General features: G+C 73.1%; 18 protein-coding genes, 1 tRNA gene and 1 pseudogene. 14 read left to right on the top strand and 6 right to left on the bottom strand.

Annotation, left to right across the window (positions count from 1 at the left end; all coding sequences use genetic code 11):
- Positions 1-117 precede the first annotated feature (117 nt).
- The 4 genes from DDQ41_RS01950 (at position 118) to DDQ41_RS01935 (ending at position 4,344) form a co-directional block, all read left to right on the top strand.
- Positions 118-1,074, top strand: coding sequence for a hypothetical protein (locus DDQ41_RS01950; protein ID WP_167450229.1), 957 nt, complete (start codon positions 118-120; stop codon positions 1,072-1,074).
- A 32-nt stretch (positions 1,075-1,106) separates the two neighbouring features.
- Positions 1,107-2,672 carry an APC family permease gene (locus tag DDQ41_RS01945; RefSeq protein WP_109292887.1) on the top strand — a complete coding sequence of 522 codons (1,566 nt, stop codon included), beginning with the start codon at positions 1,107-1,109 and terminating at the stop codon, positions 2,670-2,672.
- A gap of 63 nt (positions 2,673-2,735) precedes the next feature.
- Positions 2,736-3,674, top strand: coding sequence for a molybdopterin-dependent oxidoreductase (locus tag DDQ41_RS01940; protein WP_109292886.1), 939 nt, complete (start codon positions 2,736-2,738; stop codon positions 3,672-3,674).
- Entirely contained in the window at positions 3,616-4,344 is a 729-nt protein-coding gene (locus DDQ41_RS01935) for a cytochrome b/b6 domain-containing protein (RefSeq protein ID WP_109292885.1), read from the top strand. Before DDQ41_RS01940 ends, DDQ41_RS01935 begins: the two co-directional genes overlap by 59 nt.
- 375 nt (positions 4,345-4,719) lie before the next feature.
- On the opposite strand, the gene DDQ41_RS01930 is transcribed toward DDQ41_RS01935, so the two are convergent.
- A complete protein-coding gene (locus tag DDQ41_RS01930; RefSeq protein WP_109292884.1) occupies positions 4,720-5,229 on the bottom strand; it encodes a gluconokinase in 510 nt (169 codons plus the stop codon).
- A gap of 800 nt (positions 5,230-6,029) precedes the next feature.
- Here DDQ41_RS01930 and DDQ41_RS01925 point away from each other — a divergent pair.
- The 3 genes from DDQ41_RS01925 (at position 6,030) to DDQ41_RS01915 (ending at position 9,425) form a co-directional block, all read left to right on the top strand.
- Positions 6,030-7,490 carry an amino acid permease gene (locus DDQ41_RS01925; protein WP_109292883.1) on the top strand — a complete coding sequence of 487 codons (1,461 nt, stop codon included), beginning with the start codon at positions 6,030-6,032 and terminating at the stop codon, positions 7,488-7,490.
- Between the two features lie 223 nt (positions 7,491-7,713).
- Positions 7,714-8,799 carry an S-(hydroxymethyl)mycothiol dehydrogenase gene (locus DDQ41_RS01920; protein WP_109292882.1) on the top strand — a complete coding sequence of 362 codons (1,086 nt, stop codon included), beginning with the start codon at positions 7,714-7,716 and terminating at the stop codon, positions 8,797-8,799.
- The gene (locus DDQ41_RS01915) at positions 8,796-9,425 is read left to right on the top strand and encodes an MBL fold metallo-hydrolase (protein WP_109292881.1); all 630 of its coding nucleotides are present in this window, start codon (positions 8,796-8,798) and stop codon (positions 9,423-9,425) included. Before DDQ41_RS01920 ends, DDQ41_RS01915 begins: the two co-directional genes overlap by 4 nt.
- Here DDQ41_RS01915 and DDQ41_RS01910 read toward each other — a convergent pair.
- Positions 9,398-10,339, bottom strand: a complete 942-nt coding sequence (locus tag DDQ41_RS01910; RefSeq protein ID WP_262508329.1) for an RluA family pseudouridine synthase — start codon at positions 10,337-10,339, stop codon at positions 9,398-9,400. The two genes, DDQ41_RS01915 and DDQ41_RS01910, sit on opposite strands and share 28 nt — an antisense overlap.
- A 706-nt stretch (positions 10,340-11,045) precedes the next feature.
- Between DDQ41_RS01910 and DDQ41_RS01905 the strand changes: the two are divergent.
- The 3 genes and pseudogenes from DDQ41_RS01905 to DDQ41_RS01895 form a co-directional block, all read left to right on the top strand.
- A pseudogene (locus DDQ41_RS01905) lies at positions 11,046-11,594 on the top strand (cupin); the annotation flags it as partial.
- A complete protein-coding gene (locus DDQ41_RS01900; protein WP_109292879.1) occupies positions 11,591-12,496 on the top strand; it encodes an aldo/keto reductase in 906 nt (301 codons plus the stop codon). The pseudogene DDQ41_RS01905 and the gene DDQ41_RS01900, both read left to right, overlap by 4 nt.
- On the top strand, positions 12,477-13,331 hold the full coding sequence (locus DDQ41_RS01895; RefSeq protein ID WP_109292878.1) for a hypothetical protein: 855 nt from the start codon (positions 12,477-12,479) through the stop codon (positions 13,329-13,331). The genes DDQ41_RS01900 and DDQ41_RS01895 overlap by 20 nt, the downstream gene beginning before the upstream one ends.
- A 31-nt stretch (positions 13,332-13,362) precedes the next feature.
- Here DDQ41_RS01895 and DDQ41_RS31960 read toward each other — a convergent pair whose 3' ends face one another.
- Together DDQ41_RS31960 and DDQ41_RS01885 are read right to left on the bottom strand one after the other, a co-directional pair.
- A complete protein-coding gene (locus tag DDQ41_RS31960; RefSeq protein ID WP_109292877.1) occupies positions 13,363-13,563 on the bottom strand; it encodes a helix-turn-helix domain-containing protein in 201 nt (66 codons plus the stop codon).
- A 1,201-nt stretch (positions 13,564-14,764) separates the two neighbouring features.
- A tRNA-Leu gene (locus DDQ41_RS01885) sits at positions 14,765-14,852 on the bottom strand.
- 208 nt (positions 14,853-15,060) lie between these two features.
- Between DDQ41_RS01885 and DDQ41_RS01880 the strand changes: the two genes are divergently transcribed.
- From DDQ41_RS01880 to DDQ41_RS32850, 3 genes are all read left to right on the top strand, one after another.
- Positions 15,061-16,386: a M20/M25/M40 family metallo-hydrolase gene (locus DDQ41_RS01880; protein ID WP_109292876.1), complete on the top strand. Its 1,326-nt coding sequence runs from the start codon at positions 15,061-15,063 to the stop codon at positions 16,384-16,386.
- Between the two features lie 248 nt (positions 16,387-16,634).
- Positions 16,635-16,868 carry a chaplin ChpH gene (gene chpH, locus DDQ41_RS01875; RefSeq protein ID WP_109292875.1) on the top strand — a complete coding sequence of 78 codons (234 nt, stop codon included), beginning with the start codon at positions 16,635-16,637 and terminating at the stop codon, positions 16,866-16,868.
- Positions 16,869-17,004: 136 nt separating this feature from the next.
- Entirely contained in the window at positions 17,005-17,781 is a 777-nt protein-coding gene (locus tag DDQ41_RS32850) for a chaplin (protein WP_109292874.1), read from the top strand.
- 66 nt (positions 17,782-17,847) lie between these two features.
- Here the strand turns inward: DDQ41_RS32850 and DDQ41_RS01865 are convergent, their stop codons facing one another.
- Positions 17,848-18,036, bottom strand: coding sequence for a DUF5703 family protein (locus tag DDQ41_RS01865; RefSeq protein ID WP_109292873.1), 189 nt, complete (start codon positions 18,034-18,036; stop codon positions 17,848-17,850).
- A gap of 47 nt (positions 18,037-18,083) precedes the next feature.
- Here DDQ41_RS01865 and DDQ41_RS01860 point away from each other — a divergent pair, with 47 nt between their 5' ends.
- Positions 18,084-18,749 carry a hypothetical protein gene (locus tag DDQ41_RS01860; RefSeq protein ID WP_109292872.1) on the top strand — a complete coding sequence of 222 codons (666 nt, stop codon included), beginning with the start codon at positions 18,084-18,086 and terminating at the stop codon, positions 18,747-18,749.
- Between the two features lie 471 nt (positions 18,750-19,220).
- Here the strand turns inward: DDQ41_RS01860 and DDQ41_RS01855 are convergent, their stop codons facing one another.
- Positions 19,221-21,428, bottom strand: coding sequence for a helix-hairpin-helix domain-containing protein (locus DDQ41_RS01855; RefSeq protein WP_449451392.1), 2,208 nt, complete (start codon positions 21,426-21,428; stop codon positions 19,221-19,223).
- Positions 21,429-21,441: the final 13 nt, after the last annotated feature.

The following is a 21,441-nucleotide window of genomic DNA, read 5'->3' as shown; positions in this document are numbered from 1 at the left end:
TCGGCGGAGGGGCAGTGAGGGAGAGCCCGAGGGGCCCGGCCTTGACGCAGAGCCTTCCCTACCGATTTGCTGAGAGCGATCATTCGCTCACTGTCTGATGTGAAAGTAGCAATGCGGATGCCCCCACCTCCGCCTCCGCTCGGCCGCCGCCGTCGCGCATGGCGTTCCGGTCAGTCCTTCGACCCCGCGCTCGACGACACCGAACTCATATCCGTACGAGGCCAGTTGGCCCAGGGACGCTGGAACGCGGTCCGCTCCCTGCTCTCGGCCACCGGCGACGACTGGGACCGCCGCGGCCATCGGCTCGTCGTCCTCGGCGAGCCGCCGTCCAGCGCCGCCTGGGCGCGCGACTGGCTCCTCGCCGAGCCCGAGAGCTCCGACGCGGCCGCGCTGCTCGCCTGCGCAGCCGTCCGGGCCGCCCTGCGCGGCAGGGAGCCGGCGGAGTCCGCCAGGGCCGCCTGCCTGGTGGCCGCGGGACGGGCGCCCCACGATCCGACCCCGTGGCTCGCGCAGTTGCTCCTCGCCCGCACCATGGGCACCGAGGAGGAGGTCGTCCGCCTCTTCGACGAGGTACGGGTACGCCACCCCGAACACCACCACGCCCACCACCTGATGGTCGCCCGGCTCGCCGAACGCCGCGTCGGCGCCGGCCAGGACCCGCTGCACGAGGTGTACGACTTCGCGTCCTGGGCGGCCGAGCAGGCCCCCGCCGACTCCCCGCTCGCCGTCCTGCCCGTGGTCGCGCACACGGAGCGGTACCGGGTGCTGGCCGCGGCCGGGGGCTGGCCCGCCGACCCAGCCGTCTCGGGCCACTGGACCAGCCGCCGGGCCCGCCAGGTGATGAAGACGGCCTTCGACTGGTGGCTGGAATGGGAGGGAGAGGACCACCCCCGCAACCGGCTCGACCTCAACTTCCTCGCCCACGCCAAGTACTGCGAGGGCCGCTCGGCCGAGGCCGCCGCCCTCTTCCACCGCATCGGGCCGCACGCCACCCCGGACCCCTGGTCCTACCCGGACCGGGATCCGCACCATGCCTTCCTCGCCGCGCGCGACGCCGCGCTCGGCTCCGTCTGAACGACCTATCCCCCGGAAGGGACCGCCCCGTCATGCCGCCGGCCAGTTCGAGCACCAGCACGAGCGCCACCAGCACGAGCGAGATCAACACCTACAAGGGCCAGGACCGGGCGCTGCGCGCCGACCGGCTCGGGACCGCGGGCCTGCTGCTCTCGGTCCTCGCCGCCAGCGCACCGCTGATGGTCGTGGCCGGGGTCATGCCCACCGTCTACGGCGTGATGGGGATCGTCGGCCAGCCCCTGCTGTACGTGGTCCTCGGCATCGTCCTGATGCTGTTCAGCGTCGGATACGCCGAGATGAGCCGCCACGTCCACAACGCCGGTGCCTTCTACGCCTACATAGCCCGCGGCCTCGGCCCCACCTCGGGCGCCGGGGCCGCGCTGGTCGCCCTCGTCGCGTACAGCGCCATGCAGGTCGGCATCTACGGCATCCTCGGATTCGAGGTCTCGGGCCTGCTCGCCACCCACCTCGGCCTGACCGTCCCCTGGTGGGTCCCCGCGCTCGCGGCCGCCGCCGTCGTCGCCGTACTGGGCTGGCTGAAGATCGACCTCAACGCCAGGGTGCTCGGCGTCCTCCTCGTGGTCGAGTGCGCCCTCGTCGTCGTCTTCGACGTCGCCGCCGTGGCCGAGCCCGGCCCCGAGGGCCTCTCCCTGAGCGCCTTCGACCCGGCCACCCTCACCGGTGCGGGCCTCGGTACCGCCCTGTGCTTCTGCATCGCGGCGTTCGTCGGCTTCGAGCAGTCCCCGGTGTACGCGGAGGAGACCAGCCGCCCCCAGGTGGTGGTCTCGCGCGTGATGTTCCTCGCCGTCGGCTACGCCGCGCTGTTCCTCGCGCTCAGCGCCTGGGCGATCACCGTCGCCACCGGTCCCGGCGCCGTCACCCGCGAGGCGGCCGAGCAGGGGCCCGGACTGCTGTTCTCGCTCACCGGCGACCGACTCGGCACCGCCTTCACCGATGTGCTGCACGTCCTCTTCGTGACCGGTATGTTCGCGGCGCTGCTCAGCTTCCACAACGTCGTCGCACGCTACGCGTTCGCCATGGGCCGGGAGGGGCTGCTGCCCGCCGGCTTCGGCCGGACCACCCGTACCAGCGGGGCCCCCGCCACCGGTTCGGTGCTCCAGTCCCTCGTCTCCGCCGCAGTGATCGCGGCCTTCGCCGCCACCGACGGCCGGCCCGCGGGCGACCCGACCACTCCGGTGCTGCGGCTGTTCACCTGGATGGGCAACATCGGGGCCCTCGGGGTGATCCTGCTGATGGCCGCGGCCTCCTTCGCCGTGATCGCCTTCTTCGTACGCCGCGGCGCGGCCGGCCCGCAGGCGTGGCGGCTCGTCTGCTCCGGGCTGGCGGGGCTCTCGCTCCTCGCGATCGCCGCCTACACGGTGAAGGACTTCGATGTCCTGATCGGAGCCGGACCCGGTTCGGCGCTGAGCTGGATCCTGCCCGGCATCATCGGCCTGTCCCTGGCCGGCGGGCTCGTCTACGGCGTGGTCCTGAAGTCCCTGCGGCCCGAGGTGCACGCCCGGATCGGGCTCGGCAACGAGGCCTTCCGGCTGGAGCAGGCCGCGGAGCAGGTCCCGGCACCCCGCGCCGAGGTGTGACGGAATTCTGACGGACGCCCGCGGCCGCTGGATCCCGGCGGCCGCGGGTGCTCGAATCGAGGAGTGAACGAGACCACCCCGCCCCCGGGTCCGACCCCCTCCAATCCGGCGCGGCCGGGTCCGGACCCGGACCGGTACGCGGATCCGGACCGGTACACGGACCCGGACCCGCGTCCGCCGGACGCGGCACCGCCCCCGACTCCGCCCCCGACCCCGACCGGGGCACCGGCACCGACCCCGACCGGGGCACCGGCACCGGCACCGCCCCCGGATCCGGCTGCCGTCGCGGACCCGGACGCGGAGGGCGTACCCCTCGGGCGTCGCACGGTGCTCGCCGTCCTGGGCCTCGGTGCCGCCGGCGTCGCCGCCGCTCCCTGGCTGCAACGCGGTCTCGAAGCGGTCCTCGGGCCGGTCGCCGACACGGACCCGACGAAGCTCACCGGCCTGCTGCCGGGTGGCGGCGGCTTCCGCTACTACTCGGTCGCCGCGTCCGTGCCCCGCGAGACCGCCGCCGGCTACCAACTCACCGTCGGCGGACTGGTCGAGCGGCCCGCCGAGTTCACCCTCCGCGCCCTCCGCGCACTGCCGCAGACCCGTCTGGTGCGCGACGTGCAGTGCGTGACGGGCTGGCGCGTCCCCGACACCCCCTTCGAGGGCGTCCGGCTGTCGGAGCTGCTGGACGCCGTCGGCGTACGGCCGGAGGCCCGGGCGGTCCGGTTCACCTGCTTCGACGGTGTGTACAGCGAGAGCCTGACCCTCGAACAGGCCCGCCGCTCCGACGTCCTGGTCTGTCTGCGGATGAGTGACGAACCCCTCTCCCACGCGCACGGCGGGCCGGTGCGGCTGTATGTCGCACCCATGTACTTCTACAAGTCCGCGAAGTGGCTCTCCGGGATCTCCCTGACCCGGGACGTGCGCCCCGGGTACTGGGAGGAGCGAGGCTATGACGTCGACGCCTGGGTCGGCCGCTCGAACGGCCGCGACGACACCCCCACCGTCTGAGGCCCCGGGCCGTGTACGGAGGTTCGGCCGCGCCGAACGCCTCGTCCACCGCGCCACCGCGGTGCTGATGCTGCTGTGCGTCGCGACGGCCGCCTGTCTGTACGTGCCTGCGCTGGCCGGACTCGTGGGCCGCCGCCACCTCGTGGTGACCCTGCACCAGTGGTCGGGGCTGCTGCTCCCGGTGCCGTTCCTGCTGGGACTGGCCTCCCGTCCGTTCCGGAAGGACCTGCGGCGGCTGAACCGCTTCGGGCAGCACGACCGCCGCTGGCTCCGGGCCGCGCTCCGCCGCCGGCACGGCCCCGGGGAACGCCCGGCCGGGAAGTTCAACGCGGGGCAGAAGCTGTACGCCGCGTGGATCGCCGGCGCGGTGCTGGTGATGCTCGGCACGGGGCTGCTGATGTGGTTCACCGGGCTCGCCCCGCTGGTCTGGCGCAACGGCGCGACGTTCGTGCACGACTGGCTGGCGCTGGCCATCGGGGTGGTACTGATCGGGCACATCAGGAAGGCGTTCGCCGATCCGGAGGCGCGCCGCGGTATGCGCCACGGGACGGTCGAGCGCTCCTGGGCCCGCCGGGAGCACCCGCTGTGGGACCCGGACAGGGACGGACAGGGGGCGACCGGGGGGCGGACAGGGGCGGACAAGTGCGAAAAAGGGCGAACGGGGACGTAAGGTGACGGTCGTTGAGCATCCGTGCGGGTTTCCCCGCCGTATCCGCCGTGAGCGGCACCCGGCCGAACCGGCGACGACGCGGCGGTCGGGAAGCGGGCGGACCGCTGCGCGGCCGCACGCTTCCCGACCAGCCCGATCGCATCGACCGCGCTCGCAGTCGCAGCCGTCGGCACCAGGGGCACCAGGGGCACCAGGGGCATCCGGGCACGGTGGCCGTCCCGGTCCTCGTCCCGTCACCGTCCCGGGCCCGGATGCGGCGGCGGTCGGCCGGTGCCGGTGCCGGTGCCGGTGCCGGCGCGGCACCCGGCCCGCCCTCCGGCCGGCGTGAGCCGGGATCCCGCCGGCCGGGGCGGGGAAGGGCGTCGGGGTGATGTCTCAGTCCTCCGGCCGGCGCAGCGCGGCGACGGCCCGTTCGGCGATTTCACGGGGGGAGCCGGAGACGTCGACGGCGACGCCGGCCTCGTCGCCCTCCAGGGGTTCCAGGGCGGCGAACTGCGAGTCGAGCAGCGCGGCGGGCATGAAGTGGCCCTCGCGCTCGGCAGTCCGGCGCTCGATCAGCGCGCGGTCGCCGGTCAGATGGAGGAACTCGACGTCCGGCGCGGCGGCCCGCAGCCGGTCCCGGTGGGCCCGCCTGAGGGCCGAGCAGCTGATGACACCGCCCCGGCCGGACCTGCCGTGCGCCCACCGGCCGACGGCGTCCAGCCAGGGCTCGCGGTCGGCGTCGTCCAGCGGGACGCCGGCGGACATCCTGGCGATGGCGTGCGCGGAATGGAAGTCGTCGCCATCGGCGTAGGGAACGCCGAGTGCCTCGGCGAGCAGGACACCGACGGTGGTCTTGCCGGTGCCTGACACGCCCATCACCACGACGGCGTGCGGGGTGTCCAAAGTGCCTCGCCGTCCTCTCGACATGGGCCGTGCGCCGGGCCCGGCGCCGGGCCGTGCGCCACTGAGAGTATGAGGTGCGACGTGCCCGGGGGTACGGGCGGCCCCGGGCGGCCGTCCGGCGTGCCGTCGGCGCGCCGCGCCCACCGGGTGCGCCATCGGCGCGGTCGCCGCACTCCGGGCCGGAGGGTCGGCCGCGTACGGCAAGGGTTCCCGCTGCGTCGTGCTCGGCGCCTCCTCCGGAAGCCCGTCGTGCTCGGCGCCTCCTCCGGAAGCCCGTCGTCCCCGGCCTCCTCCGGAAGCCCCTTGTGCTGGGCGGCTCCGGACCCCCGCCGTGCCCGGTGCATCCGGACGGAAGACCCCGCCCGCCCGGGCGGTGCCGTGGCCCGAGACGCGCCCGACGGTCGTGCCCGTCCCCGCCGTTCGGGAACGGGACGCGGCCGCCGTCGTGCTCCGCGCCGGGTTGCCGAAGCCGTTCGCGAAGGCGACGCCGGTCGGCCGAGGGGCTGACCGGGCCGAGCGGCGCCGCGGTGCCCGGAAGCTGCGCGCATGTGCCTGCCGGCCGTCCGATGCCTCTCCCTCAAAACAAGTTGACCTTGTTTTACTTCGTCTTAACCACTTGAATACTTCAGATTTATATACGAGCGACGTTAGTCGCTGTCAGAATCCCAGGTTGAGGCGACCGCGTGGTGCCGGGCCGTCTCCGCCCGCCCGCCCCTTCAGCGGCGACCGCCCTCCGCGCTGGGGGGAAGACCACCGGAGGAGTTCCGGCCTCCGCACCCCTCACGAAGGCGAACCACTGCATGAGTGACCACAGCTTGGCCGCGTCCGACGCGCCCACCGCCGCCCCGGCGGACGGCGCCCTCCACGTGGACGCCGGAGACGCCGGCTACCGCAAGGACCTCAAGGCGCGCCACATCAACATGATCGCCATCGGCGGCGCCATCGGTACCGGCCTCTTCCTCGGCGCGGGCGGGCGCCTGGCCGGCGCCGGCCCGTCGCTGTTCATCGCGTACGCCCTGTGCGGCGTGTTCGCGTTCCTCGTCGTCCGGGCGCTCGGCGAGCTGGTCCTCTACCGGCCGTCCTCCGGGGCCTTCGTCTCCTACGCGCGCGAGTTCATGGGAGAGAAGGGGGCCTACACCGCCGGCTGGCTGTACTTCCTGAACTGGTCGACCACCGCCATCGCGGACATCACCGCCGCCGCGGTGTTCGCCCGCTACTGGTCGGCCTTCAGCGACGTCCCCCAGTGGGTGCTCGCACTGATCGCCCTCGCCGTGGTCCTCACCGCCAACCTGATCTCGGTGAGGTACTTCGGCGAGATGGAGTTCTGGTTCGCGATCGTCAAGGTCGGCGCGCTGGTGCTGTTCATGCTGACAGGCATCTTCCTCGTCGCCACCGGGCACGAGGTCGGCGGCCACACTCCGGGCCTGGCCACCGTCACCGCCAACGGCGGCCTCTTCCCCAGCGGTGTCCTGCCGATGCTGCTGCTCATCCAGGGTGTCGTCTTCGCCTACGCCTCCGTCGAGCTGGTCGGCGTCGCCGCCGGTGAGACCGAGAACCCCGAGAAGATCATGCCGAAGGCGATCAACTCCATCATGTGGCGGGTCGGCCTCTTCTACGTCGGCTCCGTGGTGCTCCTCTCCCTGCTGCTGCCGTACACCGCCTACACCGGTGACCAGAGCCCGTTCGTCACCGTCCTCAACAAGCTGGGCATCCCCGGCGCCGCCAGCGTCATGAACCTCGTCGTGCTCACCGCGGCCCTCTCCAGCCTCAACTCCGGTCTCTACTCCACCGGCCGCATCCTGCGCTCCATGTCGGTAGCGGGCTCCGCGCCGAAGTTCACCGGCGTGATGAACAGGGGCGGTGTCCCCTACGGCGGCATCCTGCTCACCGCGGGCTTCGGCGTCGTCGGCGTGTTCCTGAACTACGTCATGCCCGGCAAGGCGTTCGAACTCGTGCTGAACTTCGCCTCGATCGGCATCATCGGCACCTGGGGCATGATCATGGTCTGCTCGCTGCTGTTCGTGAACCGCGCGGGCCAGGGCCGGCTCACCCGCCCCGCGTACCGGCTTCCCTGGGCCCCCTGGACCCAGATCGCCACCCTGGCCTTCCTCGCCTGCGTCCTCGTCCTCATGTGGCTGGAGGGCGGCATCGGCCGCACCACCGTCGAGTGCCTCCCGCTGATCGCGCTCGCCCTCGTCGGCGGCTGGTATGCCGTCCGCAGCCGGGTCCGGCGCATCGCCGCCGGGCGCCGGGCGCCCTGACGCCTCCGGGCCCGGCACACACCGCGCGGACGGGGCGCCCCGCCGTAACCGTGATCCACGGCGGGGCCGCCCCGCCCCGCCCGGAGCCGGGACCGCCGGGCCCCGACGACGGGTTTCCGCACCGGCGGACGCCGCCCGCCCGCGCCCCTCCCGCAGCGGCAGCCCCCGCCGCACGCCATAGTGGGTGGCGACATCCGCCGCGCGACGAAGGGCAGGTCCGGCAATGCCGCAGCAGGTGCAGGGTGTGGTCGCACCCGGGAAGAACGAGCCGGTACGGGTCGGGACGGTCGTCGTCCCCGACCCGGGACCGGGGGAGGCCGTGGTGAAGGTGCAGGCGTGCGGGGTCTGCCACACCGATCTGCACTACAAGCAGGGCGGCATCAACGACGACTTCCCGTTCCTCCTCGGACACGAGGCGGCCGGCGTCGTCGAGTCCGTCGGCGACGGGGTGACCGAGGTCGAGCCCGGGGACTACGTGGTCCTCAACTGGCGCGCCGTGTGCGGCCGCTGCCGCGCCTGCCGCCGGGGACGCCCGTGGTACTGCTTCGACACCCACAACGCCCGGCAGAAGATGACCCTCACGGACGGCACCGAACTGTCGCCCGCCCTGGGCATCGGCGCGTTCGCCGAGAAGACCCTCGTCGCCGCCGGCCAGTGCACCAAGGTCGACCCGGCGATCTCCCCGGCCGCCGCGGGCCTGCTCGGCTGCGGCGTGATGGCCGGCATCGGGGCCGCCGTCAACACCGGCCGGGTCGGCCGGGGCGACTCCGTCGCCGTCATCGGCTGCGGCGGTGTCGGCGACGGGGCCGTCATGGGCGCCCGGCTGGCCGGCGCCACCACGATCATCGCCGTCGACGTCGACGACCGGAAGCTCGAGACCGCGCGGACGATGGGCGCCACCCATACCGTCAACTCCCGCACCGGCGACCCCGTGGCAGCCGTCCGCGAACTGACCGGCGGCTTCGGCGCGGACGTCGTGATCGACGCCGTCGGCCGACCCGAGACCTACCGGCAGGCCTTCTACGCCCGCGACCTCGCCGGCACCCTCGTCCTCGTCGGCGTCCCCACCCCCGACATGAAGCTGGACCTCCCGCTCCTCGACGTCTTCGGCCGGGGCGGGGCGCTCAAGTCCTCCTGGTACGGGGACTGCCTGCCGTCCCGCGACTTCCCCATGCTCGTCGACCTGCACCTCCAGGGGCGCATCGACCTCGACGCGTTCGTCACCGAGACCATCGGGCTCGGCGACGTGGAGCAGGCCTTCGCCCGGATGCACGCCGGCGACGTGCTCCGCTCGGTGGTGGTCCTGTGACCGCGCGTGTCGACCTGCTGGTCACCTCCGGCACCTTCTCCCTGGACGGCGGCACCTGGGACGTCGACAACAACGTCTGGATCGTCGGCGACGACGAGGAGGCGATCGTCGTCGACGCCGCCCACGACGCCGACGCGATCATCGCCGCCCTCGGCGGCCGGACGCTGCGGGCCGTCGTCTGCACCCACGCGCACAACGACCACATCGACGCGGCCCCGGCACTCGCCGACGCCACCGGCGCGCCGGTGCTGCTGCACCCGGACGACCTCCCCCTGTGGAAGCGGACCCATCCCGGCCGCGCCCCCGACGGCGAACTCGCCGACGGGCAGACCCTGACCGTCGCCGGCGTCACGCTGACCGTCCTGCACACCCCCGGCCACGCACCCGGCGCGGTCTGCCTCCACGCCCCCGAACTGGTCACCGTCCTCACCGGGGACACCCTCTTCCGGGGCGGCCCGGGAGCGACCGGCCGGTCGTTCTCCGACTTCCCGACGATCATCGACTCGATCCGCGGCAGGCTGCTCACGCTTCCCCCGCGGACACTGGTCCGCCCGGGGCACGGCGGGACGACCACGATCGGCGCCGAGGCGCCGCACCTTCAGGAGTGGATCGACCGCGGCCACTGAGCCAGCCGCCTCCGGCTGGTGAAGAGCCGCCGCTCACCGGTGAAGGGATCGGTGAACTCCAGCACCCGCGCCAGCAGTTGCAGGGGACGGGAGAAGTCCTCCGGCCCCTCGGGGAGCACCGCGGGATACAGCGGGTCGTTCAGGATCGGCAGCCCGGCGCCGTTCATGTGCACCCGCAGCTGATGGGTACGGCCGGTGGCCGGCAGCAGCCGGTACCGGCCGTACCCGCCCCGCCGCTCCAGCAGCTCGATCCGGCTCTCGCTGTTCGGCTCGCCCGGCACCACCCGGGCAGCGGGCACCCCGCGCTCCTTCTCGATGCGGCTGCGTACCGTCACGGGCAGCGCGACCCCCGGGTCGTACGGGGCCACCGCCTCGTACTCCTTGCGCACCCGGCGGTCGCGGAACAGCGCCTGGTAGGCGCCCCGGTCCCGGGGCCGTACGACGAACAGCACGAGCCCCGCCGTGAGCCGGTCCAGCCGGTGCGCCGGCTGGAGCGCGGGCAGCCCCAGCTCGCGCCGCAGCCGGGCCTGCGCGGTCTCCGTGATGTGGCTGCCGCGCGGCGTGGTCGCCAGGAAGTGCGGCTTGTCGGCGATCACCAGCCGTTCGTCGCGGTGGAGGATCCCGACCTCGAACGGCACCGGGACCTCGGGCGCGAAGTCGCGGTGGAACCAGACGCGGCCCCCCGCGGTGTAGGGCTCGTCCGCGGCGAGGGGGCCGTCCGTGCCGACGAACCGCCCGTCCCTCAACATGGCGTCCACCCGCTCGGCGCCGACCCTCCCGGCGAAACGGTGGACGAGATGGTCCCGCACGGTGGGCCACGCCCCGTCCGGGTCCGCGGGCAGCCGGAGCCGCACCGGGTCGATCCCGTCCCGCTGCGGCAGCGGAGCCACCGCCGCCGCCCGTCGACGTCCCACAGCTCCCGCACCTCGTCCCGCACCGGCCGGGGCGCAACCCCGGCGCCAACAAAGAACCGCAGCTCAGCCCGCCTTCTCCGAGGATGTCCCAGGGAGAGGCGACCTCCCTTCGGGCACCGGCCGCGAGCGCTCCGGCACCGCCCGGGTGAACGCCGGGCGAACACTCGCCGGAACGCCCGGTCCGGGAGCCACTCCTCTTCCCGGTACATCCCGGCACACCCGGCAGTTCCCGATAGTTCCGCGCAGTTCCAGCCGGTTCCCGCCGGCTGTTCCGGAGCCGCCGGGACCACCGGCCGGCACCCGCCCGCCGCCACGCCAAGTCTGCACGGAGACACGCGCGGCCCGGAAGCGAGGGAGGGCCGGAGGCGGGGGAGGGCCGGCGAGACGGGCCCGGAACGCTCTCCTCCCCACGGGCGCACGGGGCTGGCCCGGACCCCTGACCGGGGGAACCTGCCGCCACGCCCTTGCACCGGAGTCCAGCGGCCGGATCGCATCGCACAGAGGCGGCTCGCGCCGTACCAGGCGGGGCACGCCCCAGCCGCGGAAACAGAGAAACCCCACATGAAGTGGGGTACCCGCCGGTGTCCGAGGGGGGACGTGAACTCTCCTCCCGGGCACCAGCCCCCAACCGCTCTGACCTGGGGAAGCGCCCGCTGCTCACGCTTGATTTCGGCGGGCGTCTCTCCTGTTCTTTCCTGCTGTTCCAGGGACGGAATCCCTTCACCTCACGTTCGGGATGGTCCCGCACACGGGCGCTGACCTGATGCTCTGGGTCGTCGACCAGCTTCGGGCGTCCCTCGCGCTTCGCAGGGACATCCCGCGCTTCGGCTCGCTGACGGAACAGTCGGACTTCACCGACGCCGTGCGCCGTGAAGTGGCCGACATGATGGCGGACCCCCGCCTCGTGGAGCGGTGGGCAGAGTCGATCGACATGACGGAGCTGGGCCACGCGATTCCGTCCCTACCCTACGTGGACGGCATCCCCGCACGGGGGGAGATCACAGTCAAGCTCACCGCTCCGAGGGGCCGCCTGACGGCGAACCGCGAACAGGGCACGGTCACCTTCTCGGCGGCTGGTACCGCTTGGGACTTCGCTGAGTCCGCCGCGCCCGCGCTGGGCACGCTGCTGAGCAACCAGCCGACCACGCTCGGCGAACTCGCCGACTCCGCCGGACTGGAGGTCAAGGACGTGGCCGAACTGGTCTCCGCCCTCATCGACGGCCACGCCGTCGCAGTCGTGGGGACGGCACTGTGACCACCGCGCTCTCCCTGGGGACATACCGCGTGCGTGCCGTCAGCCAGGCGGCACGCACCGCCCTGGCCGCCGGCAGTCCCTGGGTGGACACGGCACCCAACTACGCGCTTGGTCGGGCGCATGAGGAACTGCGCCCGGTTCTCGGTGAGTACCCGACCGTGCGGGTAGCCACGAAGACGGGGTTCCTGACGGAGGAGCAAGGCCGCACCGCCCTGGCTGAGGGCGTACTCACCCGGGAGGAGGCGGCCGGTAGGCACTGCCTTGAGCGGGGCTTCGTCCGCTGGCAGACGGAGCGGTCGGTGGCCGCGCTCGGCCGCGTGGACCTGGTGTTCGTGCACAACCCGGAGCACCACGGTCACGGCCGTGACCGTGCCGCTCTGCACGGGCGTGTGCGGGAAGCCTTCACGGCGCTGGAGGAGTTCGTCCATGCGGGCAGGATCGGCGGGTACGGCGTCGCCACCTGGTCGGGCCTGACCTCCGGAGCGTTCAGCGTTCCCGAGTTGCTCGCGCTCGCCCGGCATGCTGCCGGTTCCGCCGAGCATCACTTCACGGGCTTGCAGATGCCCGTCAGCCTGATCATGGATGCTTCGCTCACACAGGCCCTGAACGGCGGCGGACCACTGGTGCGGGCGAAGGAGGCGGGACTGATCACGTTCGGCTCCGCGCCCCTGCACGGCGGCGCACTCCTTGACGCCATGACACCCGAACTGGTGAACCTCATCCGCCCCGGCCTGTCGGCCGCAGCCGCTGCCCTGCTGGCCGCCGGCTCGTGCCCTGGCCTCGATGTCGTCCTCACCTCCGCGAGCAGCCGCGAGCACTGGGACGATGTGGCCAAGGCTCTGGCTGCGCCGCTGACGGCCGAGGAACTCAGGAGGGTGACGGATGAACTCGCCGGTGAATGAGGAGGTGCAGGCCCTGATGGAGGCCGCCCACGACCGGGCGGCCAAGGCGCTGGGCCTCACCTGCACGGGGCCGCTGGCGTGGGGCTTCCTCGGTGTCACCCTCGGGCGCCGAGCGGGGGACCGGTGGCTGCGGGTGAGCCGGACGGCGAAGAGGAACGCGGGCAGGAAGGCGGGGGAAGGCACGGTCGGTGCCTCGGAGCTGCTGCCTGACGGAGTGCCCCGCCCCCACCTGCACGCGGTGCATGACTGGACTGACGGCGAGTGGGCCTTCGAGTCGGCAGTCCAGGACTACCTCACGCAACCCGTCGTGTCCCCGGACCGGGCCGACATCGACCACGACCCGGGGTTGCCCGACGATTGGTGGGCTGACCTTCGCCAAGCCCTTGCCCTCCTGGCTGAAGCGGAGGGAGCGAAGGCAACCGTGCGGGACGGGTGGATCGAACGAGCCTTTCCCCAGTTCCTCGGCGTCCCGGCCCCCGCCAGGGTGGAGCGGGTGACCGGGCACGGTGACCTGCACTGGGGCAACCTCACCGCCGCGCCCCTGTGCCTGCTGGACTGGGAGCGGTGGGGACGGGTGCCCTTCGGCTATGACGCGGGTCTCCTCCACGCGAACAGCTTGCTCGTGCCCGACGTAGCGGCCCGCGTCCGACAGGAGTTCGCCCCGATCCTCGACACCCCGGCCGGCCGAATCGGGGAGCTCGCGGCCCTGGCGGAGATGCTGCAAGCCGTAGCCCGTGGCTGGTACCCCGACCTTGCGCCCCGCCTCGTGGCCCGTGCAGAGGCGCTCACCGGAGTGCGCCCGCCGGTCCCGGTGCACTCCGAGGTGAGCGCCTGACCGTGCCCCTGTGCGCCTGCCTCAGGCGCTCTCACCGATGTGCCGGTACAAGGTGGGTGGCACGGGAGATCCCCAGCGCCTTGGCGATGGCCGTGACGCTCTCTCCCTTGGCGTGCCGGGCAGGGGCTAGCGCCTTCTCCAGTTCCGGCCGCTCCTTCACACGGGTACTGATCTTCTCCGAGAACACCCTCGTGCAGTCGGCACGGGCCGGCATGTCCAACTGGCTCTGCAATCCCTGCCCAACGGTGCTGCACCGGGCACAGCCCGGTCGTGTTGCCGCGCCGGCACGGCTTCGGCCACCACGGGCACGGGCTCACCCTGCACCGATCGCTTACCGGGGTTGCGGTCGGCCGGGGCCTTCACGGTGAGTTCCGCCTTGAGAGACGGCACGGGGGCGAAGCGGCCCGTGCGGTGGTTGGCTGCCACCTTGCCCGCTCCCGTCCGGCGGCCGGACCAGAGGCCGCCACTGAGGAGGTGCGACACATCATCCCAGGTCACAGCGTTGCAGTGACACAGGACAACTGTCGTTGAGCCCCTGATCGACAGGCCTCCTGGGTCGCTGCCCCGATCGACCGACACACCACACGTGTCGGCTGGAGCCTGAAGCGCTTGGGCGGGCGGATGCCGCGCTCGCCGCACGTCCTGTCCCCGATGCCCCTCTGAATCCGGTAGTCCGGCAGTACGAGGCATCGGCGGTTCGACTCCGCCTCGATGAGGCCCCGCTCCTTCGCTCGGCGCACAGGGTTGTTCACGGCGTCCTCGCCCGGCACGGTGCCGTACCCGTCGGCCAGGATCTTGTTCAGCTCACCCGGCGGTAACTCGGCGTGCCCGATCCGGGCTCGCCCACCCCATGGCCGCGTACTCGACACGGTGGCGGTGTGCGAAGCGCGGGTCTCTTCCCCGCCGCTTGTACTCCTCCTGGGACACAGCGGCGAAGTCGCCTGCGAACTGGAACGGCATGCGTCCCACGCGGACACTCCCCTTTCCGAGTGGCGCTGGATGTGCCGGGGACGCCCGCCGGACGGCGGGACATGCGCCTCCCTCCTTGAGGCGGTGAATGGTCGTCGCCGTCAGGGGCCGCTCGGCCCTCCCGCTCGATCCACCGGTCCACCTCCGAGGGGCGGAAGCGGAGGTGGCCGCCGATCCTGCAGGCGGGGAAGCCGTGTGGCAACCGGGCGTGTGACGGAGGGCCGACCCACCACTGCCTTCGGGGCGCCCCGCTGTGGACCTCGTACGCGGCCACCTCTTCCCGCCGCGATAGCGCGGTACGGAGGCGTCGCGCTGGGGGAGCGAGGAAGCCGGCTGCTTCGAGCGCCAGCCGTCTCGGCCTGTCATCCCTGGGCTGACCAGGAGATTCGCTCGGCTGTTGGTCACGTGGTTGGTCACGCCACAGCCGGAGAAACAGAAAACCCCAGATCAACTGGGGTTTCTGCTGGTGTCCGAGGGGGGACTTGAACCCCCACGCCCGATAAAGGGCACTAGCACCTCAAGCTAGCGCGTCTGCCATTCCGCCACCCGGACAAGGTGTCTGTCTCCCGGCCGCAGGCCGTTCCGACGTGGAAAACCATAGCAAACATTCGAGGTGCCCGATCACCCCCCTGCCCCCGGCCGCGGAGGCCTCCCGGGGCCCGTTCGTGCCGCAGGCGTGGCGTCCGGCGCCGCTCTTGGGGCGAGGCCCCCGGCAGGGGAGGATGTGGAGGACCACCAGTGCGACAGCGGGAGGAACAGCGTGAGCGAGACGGACACCGCCCGGAGGGTCTCCGGCGAGGACGAGGTCGTCGACCTCTGTCGCGATCTGATCCGGATCGACACCAGCAACTACGGCGACCACTCGGGGCCGGGCGAGCGCGCGGCCGCCGAGTACGTGGCGGAGAAGCTCGCCGAGGTCGGTCTCGAGCCCCGGATCATCGAGTCGCACCCGGGCAGAGCCTCCACCGTGGCCCGGATCGAGGGCGAGGACCCCTCGCGCCCGGCACTGCTCGTCCACGGCCACACCGACGTCGTACCGGCCGACGCGGGCGACTGGACCCACCACCCCTTCTCCGGCGAGATCGCCGACGGCTGCGTCTGGGGCCGGGGCGCGGTGGACATGAAGGACATGGACGCGATGACCCTCGCCGTCGTGCGCGACCGGCTGCGCAGCGGCCGCCGGCCTCCGCGCGACGTGGTGCTGGCGTTCCTCGCGGACGAGGAGGCGGGGGGGACATACGGCGCCCGCCACCTCGTCGACCGGCACCCCGACCTGTTCGAGGGCGTCACCGAGGCTGTCGGGGAGGTCGGCGGCTTCTCCTTCACCGTCAACGAGAACCTGCGTCTCTACCTCGTCGAGACGGCCCAGAAGGGCATGCACTGGATGCGGCTCACGGTCGAGGGCACCGCCGGGCACGGGTCCATGACGAACAACGACAACGCCATCACCGAGCTGTGCGAGGCCGTCGGCCGCCTGGGCCGGCACACCTGGCCGGTGAGGGTGACCAAGACCGTGCGGTCCTTCCTGGACGAGCTCTCGGATGCGCTGGGCACCCCGCTCGACCCCGAGGACATGGAGGCGACCCTCGCCAAGCTCGGCGGCATCGCCAAGATGGTCGGGGCCACACTCCGCAACTCCGCCGCGCCCACCATGCTGGGCGCCGGCTACAAGGTGAACGTCATTCCCGGTCAGGCGGCCGCGCACGTGGACGGGCGCTTTCTGCCCGGTCACGAGGAGGAGTTCCTCGCCGATCTCGACCGGATCCTCGGCCCCCGGGTCCGCCGCGAGGACGTCCACGCCGACAAGGCGCTGGAGACGAGCTTCGACGGCGACCTCGTGGACGCCATGCAGTCGGCCCTCCGGGCCGAGGACCCGATCGCCCGGGCCGTGCCCTACATGCTCTCCGGCGGTACGGACGCCAAGTCCTTCGACGCCCTCGGCATCCGCTGCTTCGGCTTCGCGCCGCTGAAGCTGCCGCCGGAGCTGGACTTCGCGGGGATGTTCCACGGTGTGGACGAGCGTGTCCCGGTGGACGGCCTGAAGTTCGGTGTGCGGGTGCTGGACCGCTTCCTCGACGCGAGCTGAGCCTGCGGTGCCTGCCCGGTCGTCCGGGGTCCCACCGCGGTGCGGGCCCCGCGTCCGGCCTCGCGTCCGGCGCACGCCGGTCGCCCGGGCAGGGGACGTCTTGCGGAAACGTGACGCCGACATTCGTCCGCGCGTGCGTATCGGACTGAGAAGAGTGAATGGGCTCATACGCTAGTAGCCCCATTAGCTCCTCCTCGTTACAGGTGTGCGGTCCGCAGTTGGGATCGCATTGCCAACGAGGAGGAATAATGATCAAGAAGGTCGTCGCCGTTGCGGCTGCCACTGGTGGCCTGGTTCTCGCGGGTGCGGGCATGGCCCTCGCCGACTCCGGTGCCCAGGGTGCCGCCGTGAACTCGCCCGGCGTGCTCTCGGGCAATCTCGTGCAGGTGCCCGTCCACGTGCCGGTGAACGTCTGCGGCAACACGGTATCCGTTATCGGTCTGCTGAACCCGGCCTTCGGCAACGTCTGCGTCAACGACTGACGTTGCGTCTCGCCCCTGTGAGGGACTGACCGGCGGCCCCGGAGCGTACGCCGTGCGCTCCGGGACCGCCCGCATCGACCCCGCTCCCGGGCACCGCGCCCGGGGCAGTCCGGAAGTCAGAAGGCAGGAACCAGCTATGCGACAGGTCACGCGCAAGGGCCTGATCACCGTGGCGGCCGCGGGCGGCGTGCTCGTCCTCGGCGGCGGCAACGCTCACGCGCACGGAGGCTCGGGCGCCCACGGCGGCGCCTCCGACTCCCCGGGCGTGCTCTCCGGGAACTCGGTCCAGGTGCCGGTCCACGTGCCGGTCAACGCCTGCGGCAACACCGTCGACGTCATCGGCGCGCTGAACCCCGCGTTCGGCAACAGGTGCGCCAACACGTCGCAGAACGGGGGCGGTGCGCACGCGGAGGGCGGCGCCTCGGACTCTCCAGGCGTGGCTTCCGGTAACAGTGTCCAAGCGCCTGTCCATGTGCCCGTGAACGTCTGCGGGAACAGCGTCGACGTCATCGGCGCGCTGAACCCCGCGTTCGGCAACGAGTGCCGCAACGGGGACGACGGGAACAACCCGGAGGAGCCCGGTGAGCCTGAGGAGCCGGGAGAGCCCGGTGAGCCTGGTGAACCTGAGGAGCCGGGAGAGCCCGGAGAGCCGGGGACGCCTGGTGAACCTGAGGAGCCGGGGGAGCCGGGGGAGCCGGGAGAGCCCGGAGAGCCCGGAGAGCCGGGGACGCCGGGCGCTCCGGCCGAGCCCACCGCTCCGAACACCCCGGGCACCGACACCGCCGCACCGCCCAGGGCTACCGAGGAACTCGCCCGAACCGGCGCCGGCTCGCTCGGGCTGGGGGCCTCCGCGGCCGCCGGTCTGCTGCTCGGCGGAGCGGTCCTCTACCGCAGGGCTCGGGCCTCCGCGTGACTGAGCGACCACGCAACGGAGCGGGCTCGCGACCGCGAACCGCTCCGTACTGTGTGCGACGGGCGTTCACCAGGTGGCACGGACCTGGCGGATGATGCGACGGCGCAGCCGTACGCGGCGGCTGCCGTCACGGAGCAGAGTCAGCCTGTCCAACTCCCAGTGTCCGTACTCGGCATGGTCGGTCAGCAGACGGGTGGCCTCTCTGCGAGAGACCCCACGAGGCACGTGCACGTCGACAAATTCGTATTCCGGCATCGCATCTATTGTGCGGGCATGGGCCGAGTACGGATAGCGTCTGCACTATGTCTGATGCTTCCGCTCCTGCGCAGCCCACGGCTGCCGAGGTCCGCGCCGCCGCCGAGGCGGTCAAAGCCGCGCTGGACCGCCACCTCGAAGCGGTCGAACGCCGCACGGGAGAGGACGACCCGGCGGTGTACGCGGCCTTCAACGCCCTTGCCGCCGCGGCCGAGGCGTATGACGAGCGCCTCTACGACCGCTACGACGAAGTCACTCCGTTCGAGATCCCCGGTGCGGACGACTCGATGCCGCCTTACACGGGACCGGACGAACCGAATGCGCTGAGCGTCCTGATCCGCCGCGACTACGCCGTCGTGGAGCCGCAGCGGCTGCTGGCACAGGCCCAGCGGATCGCGGACCTCGATCGGGACGAGACCGCGGACGACACGTCCGCGGCCGTCGTGGGAGCCAGCGTGCATGCCGCGCTCGGGGTGCTGTTCGGCGAGTTCGAGCCGGACGAGATCGCGTCGAGGCACAAGGAGTTCGGTTTGGAGGAGGGCGACTCCACGTTGTGGGTCTCCGCCGCCGACGAACTGCCCGAGCCCGGCGAATGGCTCAGCACACCCTTCGACCAGGCTGATCCGGAGCGCGTGGTCTGCCGCTTCGACGTCAGCGCCGTCTTCGACGAGGAGGACCTGGGCGAGGGCCCGGGCGACCTCCACTCCGCTTAGCGGGAACCGCTCGGAACGCGCTGACAGGCGCCCTGTGAGGACCGGAGGATCCGGTCCTCACAGGGCGCCTCGCCTTGTCCCGGCGCCGCCGCTCGCGGGCTGCGGGACGGGCCGCACCGAAGACATGGGAGGTGGTGCGGGGAGGCCGTCCGGCGGGATCCCGGCGGGCCCCGGGCCGGGAAGGCCGTCCGGCGGCAACCGGCGAGCCGGCAGCGGAGGTGTCCGGCCGTCCGCTGCCGCCGCGAACCGGCGACGGCTGCCCCCGCCGCACACCACGGGCTCCGGGCCCCTGCCCCTGCCCAAGCCCCGGGCCGGGACAGAGGCCGGGACAGGGCCGTGGACGGCCGGGGAGCCGTCGCCCGCCCGGGGCGCGAGCGGCTGCGGCGTCGCCGCCGTGCGGCCGAGGCGGTTGCGCGCCGCCCGGCGCAGAGCCTCGCGCCGGCGCGGCGCCGCAACGGGGGGCAGCCCCGCTCAGGCGGGGGCGGCCTCCGCCCCGCCGGGTCGGAGCAGACTCTCCAGCAGGGGGCGCAGCCGTGTCGTCCTGGCCTCGGACGGGATGTCGGCCACCGCGCGCGGCAGGGCCTGCTCCACGCCGTGGACCACGGACAGATGGCGCTCACCGCGGCTGAACGCGGTGTAGACCCAGGGGCGGTTCAGGCCCTGCGCCGCGTCTCCCGGCAGCACCACGACGACCGCCGGCCAGCGCATTCCGGCCGCCTGGTGCGCGGTGAGCGCCCAGCCGTGCCGCAGGACCGAGCCCACCCGGTCCCGGGGGACGACGACGGCCGAGCCCTCGCAGTCGACGCGAAGACCCCCCGCCTCGGCCGAGACCACCGTGCCGGCCAGGGTCAGCCCGGGGGCGGGGGAGTAGGCGACGCGGTCGGCCGGGTCGAAGCCGCCGAAGCGGCCGGGGCCGGGGTTGAACCGCTCCTTGAACGCGGCGTTCAGCGCCCTCGTGCCCGCGGAGCCGCCGTGGCCGACGGTGATGACCTGGGTCTCGGCCGACGGCACCCCGATCGCCCTCGGTACCGAGTCGGCGACCAGCTGGACCGCACGGTGCACGGCCTCGCCCGCGTCCCGAACCGGGACGATCACCACCTCCTTGCCGGGGGCGTCGACCCGAGCGAGTTCGCCGACGCCGACCCCCGAGACCAGCTCGCCCAGCGGCCCGGGATCGGGTGTGCGGGAGGCGACGACCGGGCACACCCGCGCGGCCAGCACGTCGGCGAACACCCGCCCCGCGCCCGCGGACCACAGCACCCCCGGGTCCCCGCTCAGCACCAGCCGGCAACCGTCCGGCAGGGACTCCACCAGTGCGGCCGCGGTCTCGACGTCGAGCTGCGGCGAGTCGAGGACCGCTAGCAGATCCACGGCCAGCGCGCCGTCGTCGTCCCGGCCCGGTCCCTCCGCACCGGAGAGCAAGCCCCGCACCGTGACCGCTTCGGCCCCGATCCTCCGTCGGCCGTTGTCACTGTGCACCGCGGCGACCGCCCGCAGGCCCAGGGCGCGGACGGCCGAAACCAGGGCGGCCGGCTCGCCGCGGGCCGTCTCGCCGCCGGTGTGCGCGACCAGGCCGTGCCCGGCGGCGGCACGGATCAGTTCCGCGGCCGACGGTGAACCCGCCGCACCGGCCGCGGCCTCCCAGGACGCCGGTTGCGCGGTCCTGACCAGCCGGGCGAGACCGTCCGCGAGGCTCTCCTCGGCGAGGGCGTACCGGTCCAGGCCGAGGAGGACCGGGACCGGCCCCGGCCCGGCCGCCTCCTCCGCCTCCGGTGCCCCGTGCCCGTCGTCCGCTCCGGTGTCCTCGGCCTGCGCCGGCTCCGCGGCGTCGTCGACGCCGTCCTGGAAGACCAGCACGGCCCCCTCCGCCACGGCGTGCCGCAACGCCTCGTCCGGTTCCGGCACGGAGTGCCCGGCGAGCGCCGTGCGCACCGCCGCGGACTCCAGGGCCGTATGACCCCTGAGCGCGGCGCGCTCCAGCAGCCAGCCGACCAGTGCAGCGGCCCGCCGTCCGTCGTCCGGCCGGCACTCCGCGCCGAGCAGTGCCCGGGCGAAACCGTCCGCCTGCTCCGGTTGCACCCCGGGCACCGCCAGCAGCCGCCAGGGGTCCGCCCGGAGCGCGTCGGCGGCCTGCTCCCCCAGCACATCGGCGACCCGCGCGGCCAGACCCTCAGGCGCACCGCCCGACACGAGCACCTCCAGAACGGCCGTCACCGTGCCCGGGCCGACCTGCCGCCGGGCGGGCTCGGGCGCCGGCACCCGCGGCCGCTTCGGCTCGGTCACGGACGTCGGGGCCGGTTTCCTCGGTGCGGCGGAAGCCTCGAAGAACGTGCCCGACGGGCTGGCGCCGCTCTCCACCGCCCGCACTGCCGCCAGCAGATCGGCCGCGGTGCCGCTCAGCTTTCCGCCGGCCTCGATCGGCCCCGACTTCCCGGCCTTGCGCTTCTCGATCCGAGACCGCAGCTCCTGCTGCGCGGCCAGCTCCGCCTGCGCCTCGGACGGCTCGCCGCCCCCGGAGCCATCGCCCTGGGGCGCGCCGGACGGCTCGCCGCCGGACGGCCCGGTTTCGGCTCCGCCTCCGGTTTCTGGGCTCATCGGCGGCCCGGTTTCGGCTCCGCCTCCGGTTTCTGGGCTCATCGGCGGCCCGGTTTCGGCTCCGCCTCCGGTTTCTGGGCTCATCGGCGGCCCGGTT

The organism is Streptomyces spongiicola (genome assembly GCF_003122365.1).
Taxonomy (GTDB): Bacteria; Actinomycetota; Actinomycetes; order Streptomycetales; family Streptomycetaceae; genus Streptomyces; species Streptomyces spongiicola.
This window is presented reverse-complemented; position numbering and strand designations above follow the sequence as displayed.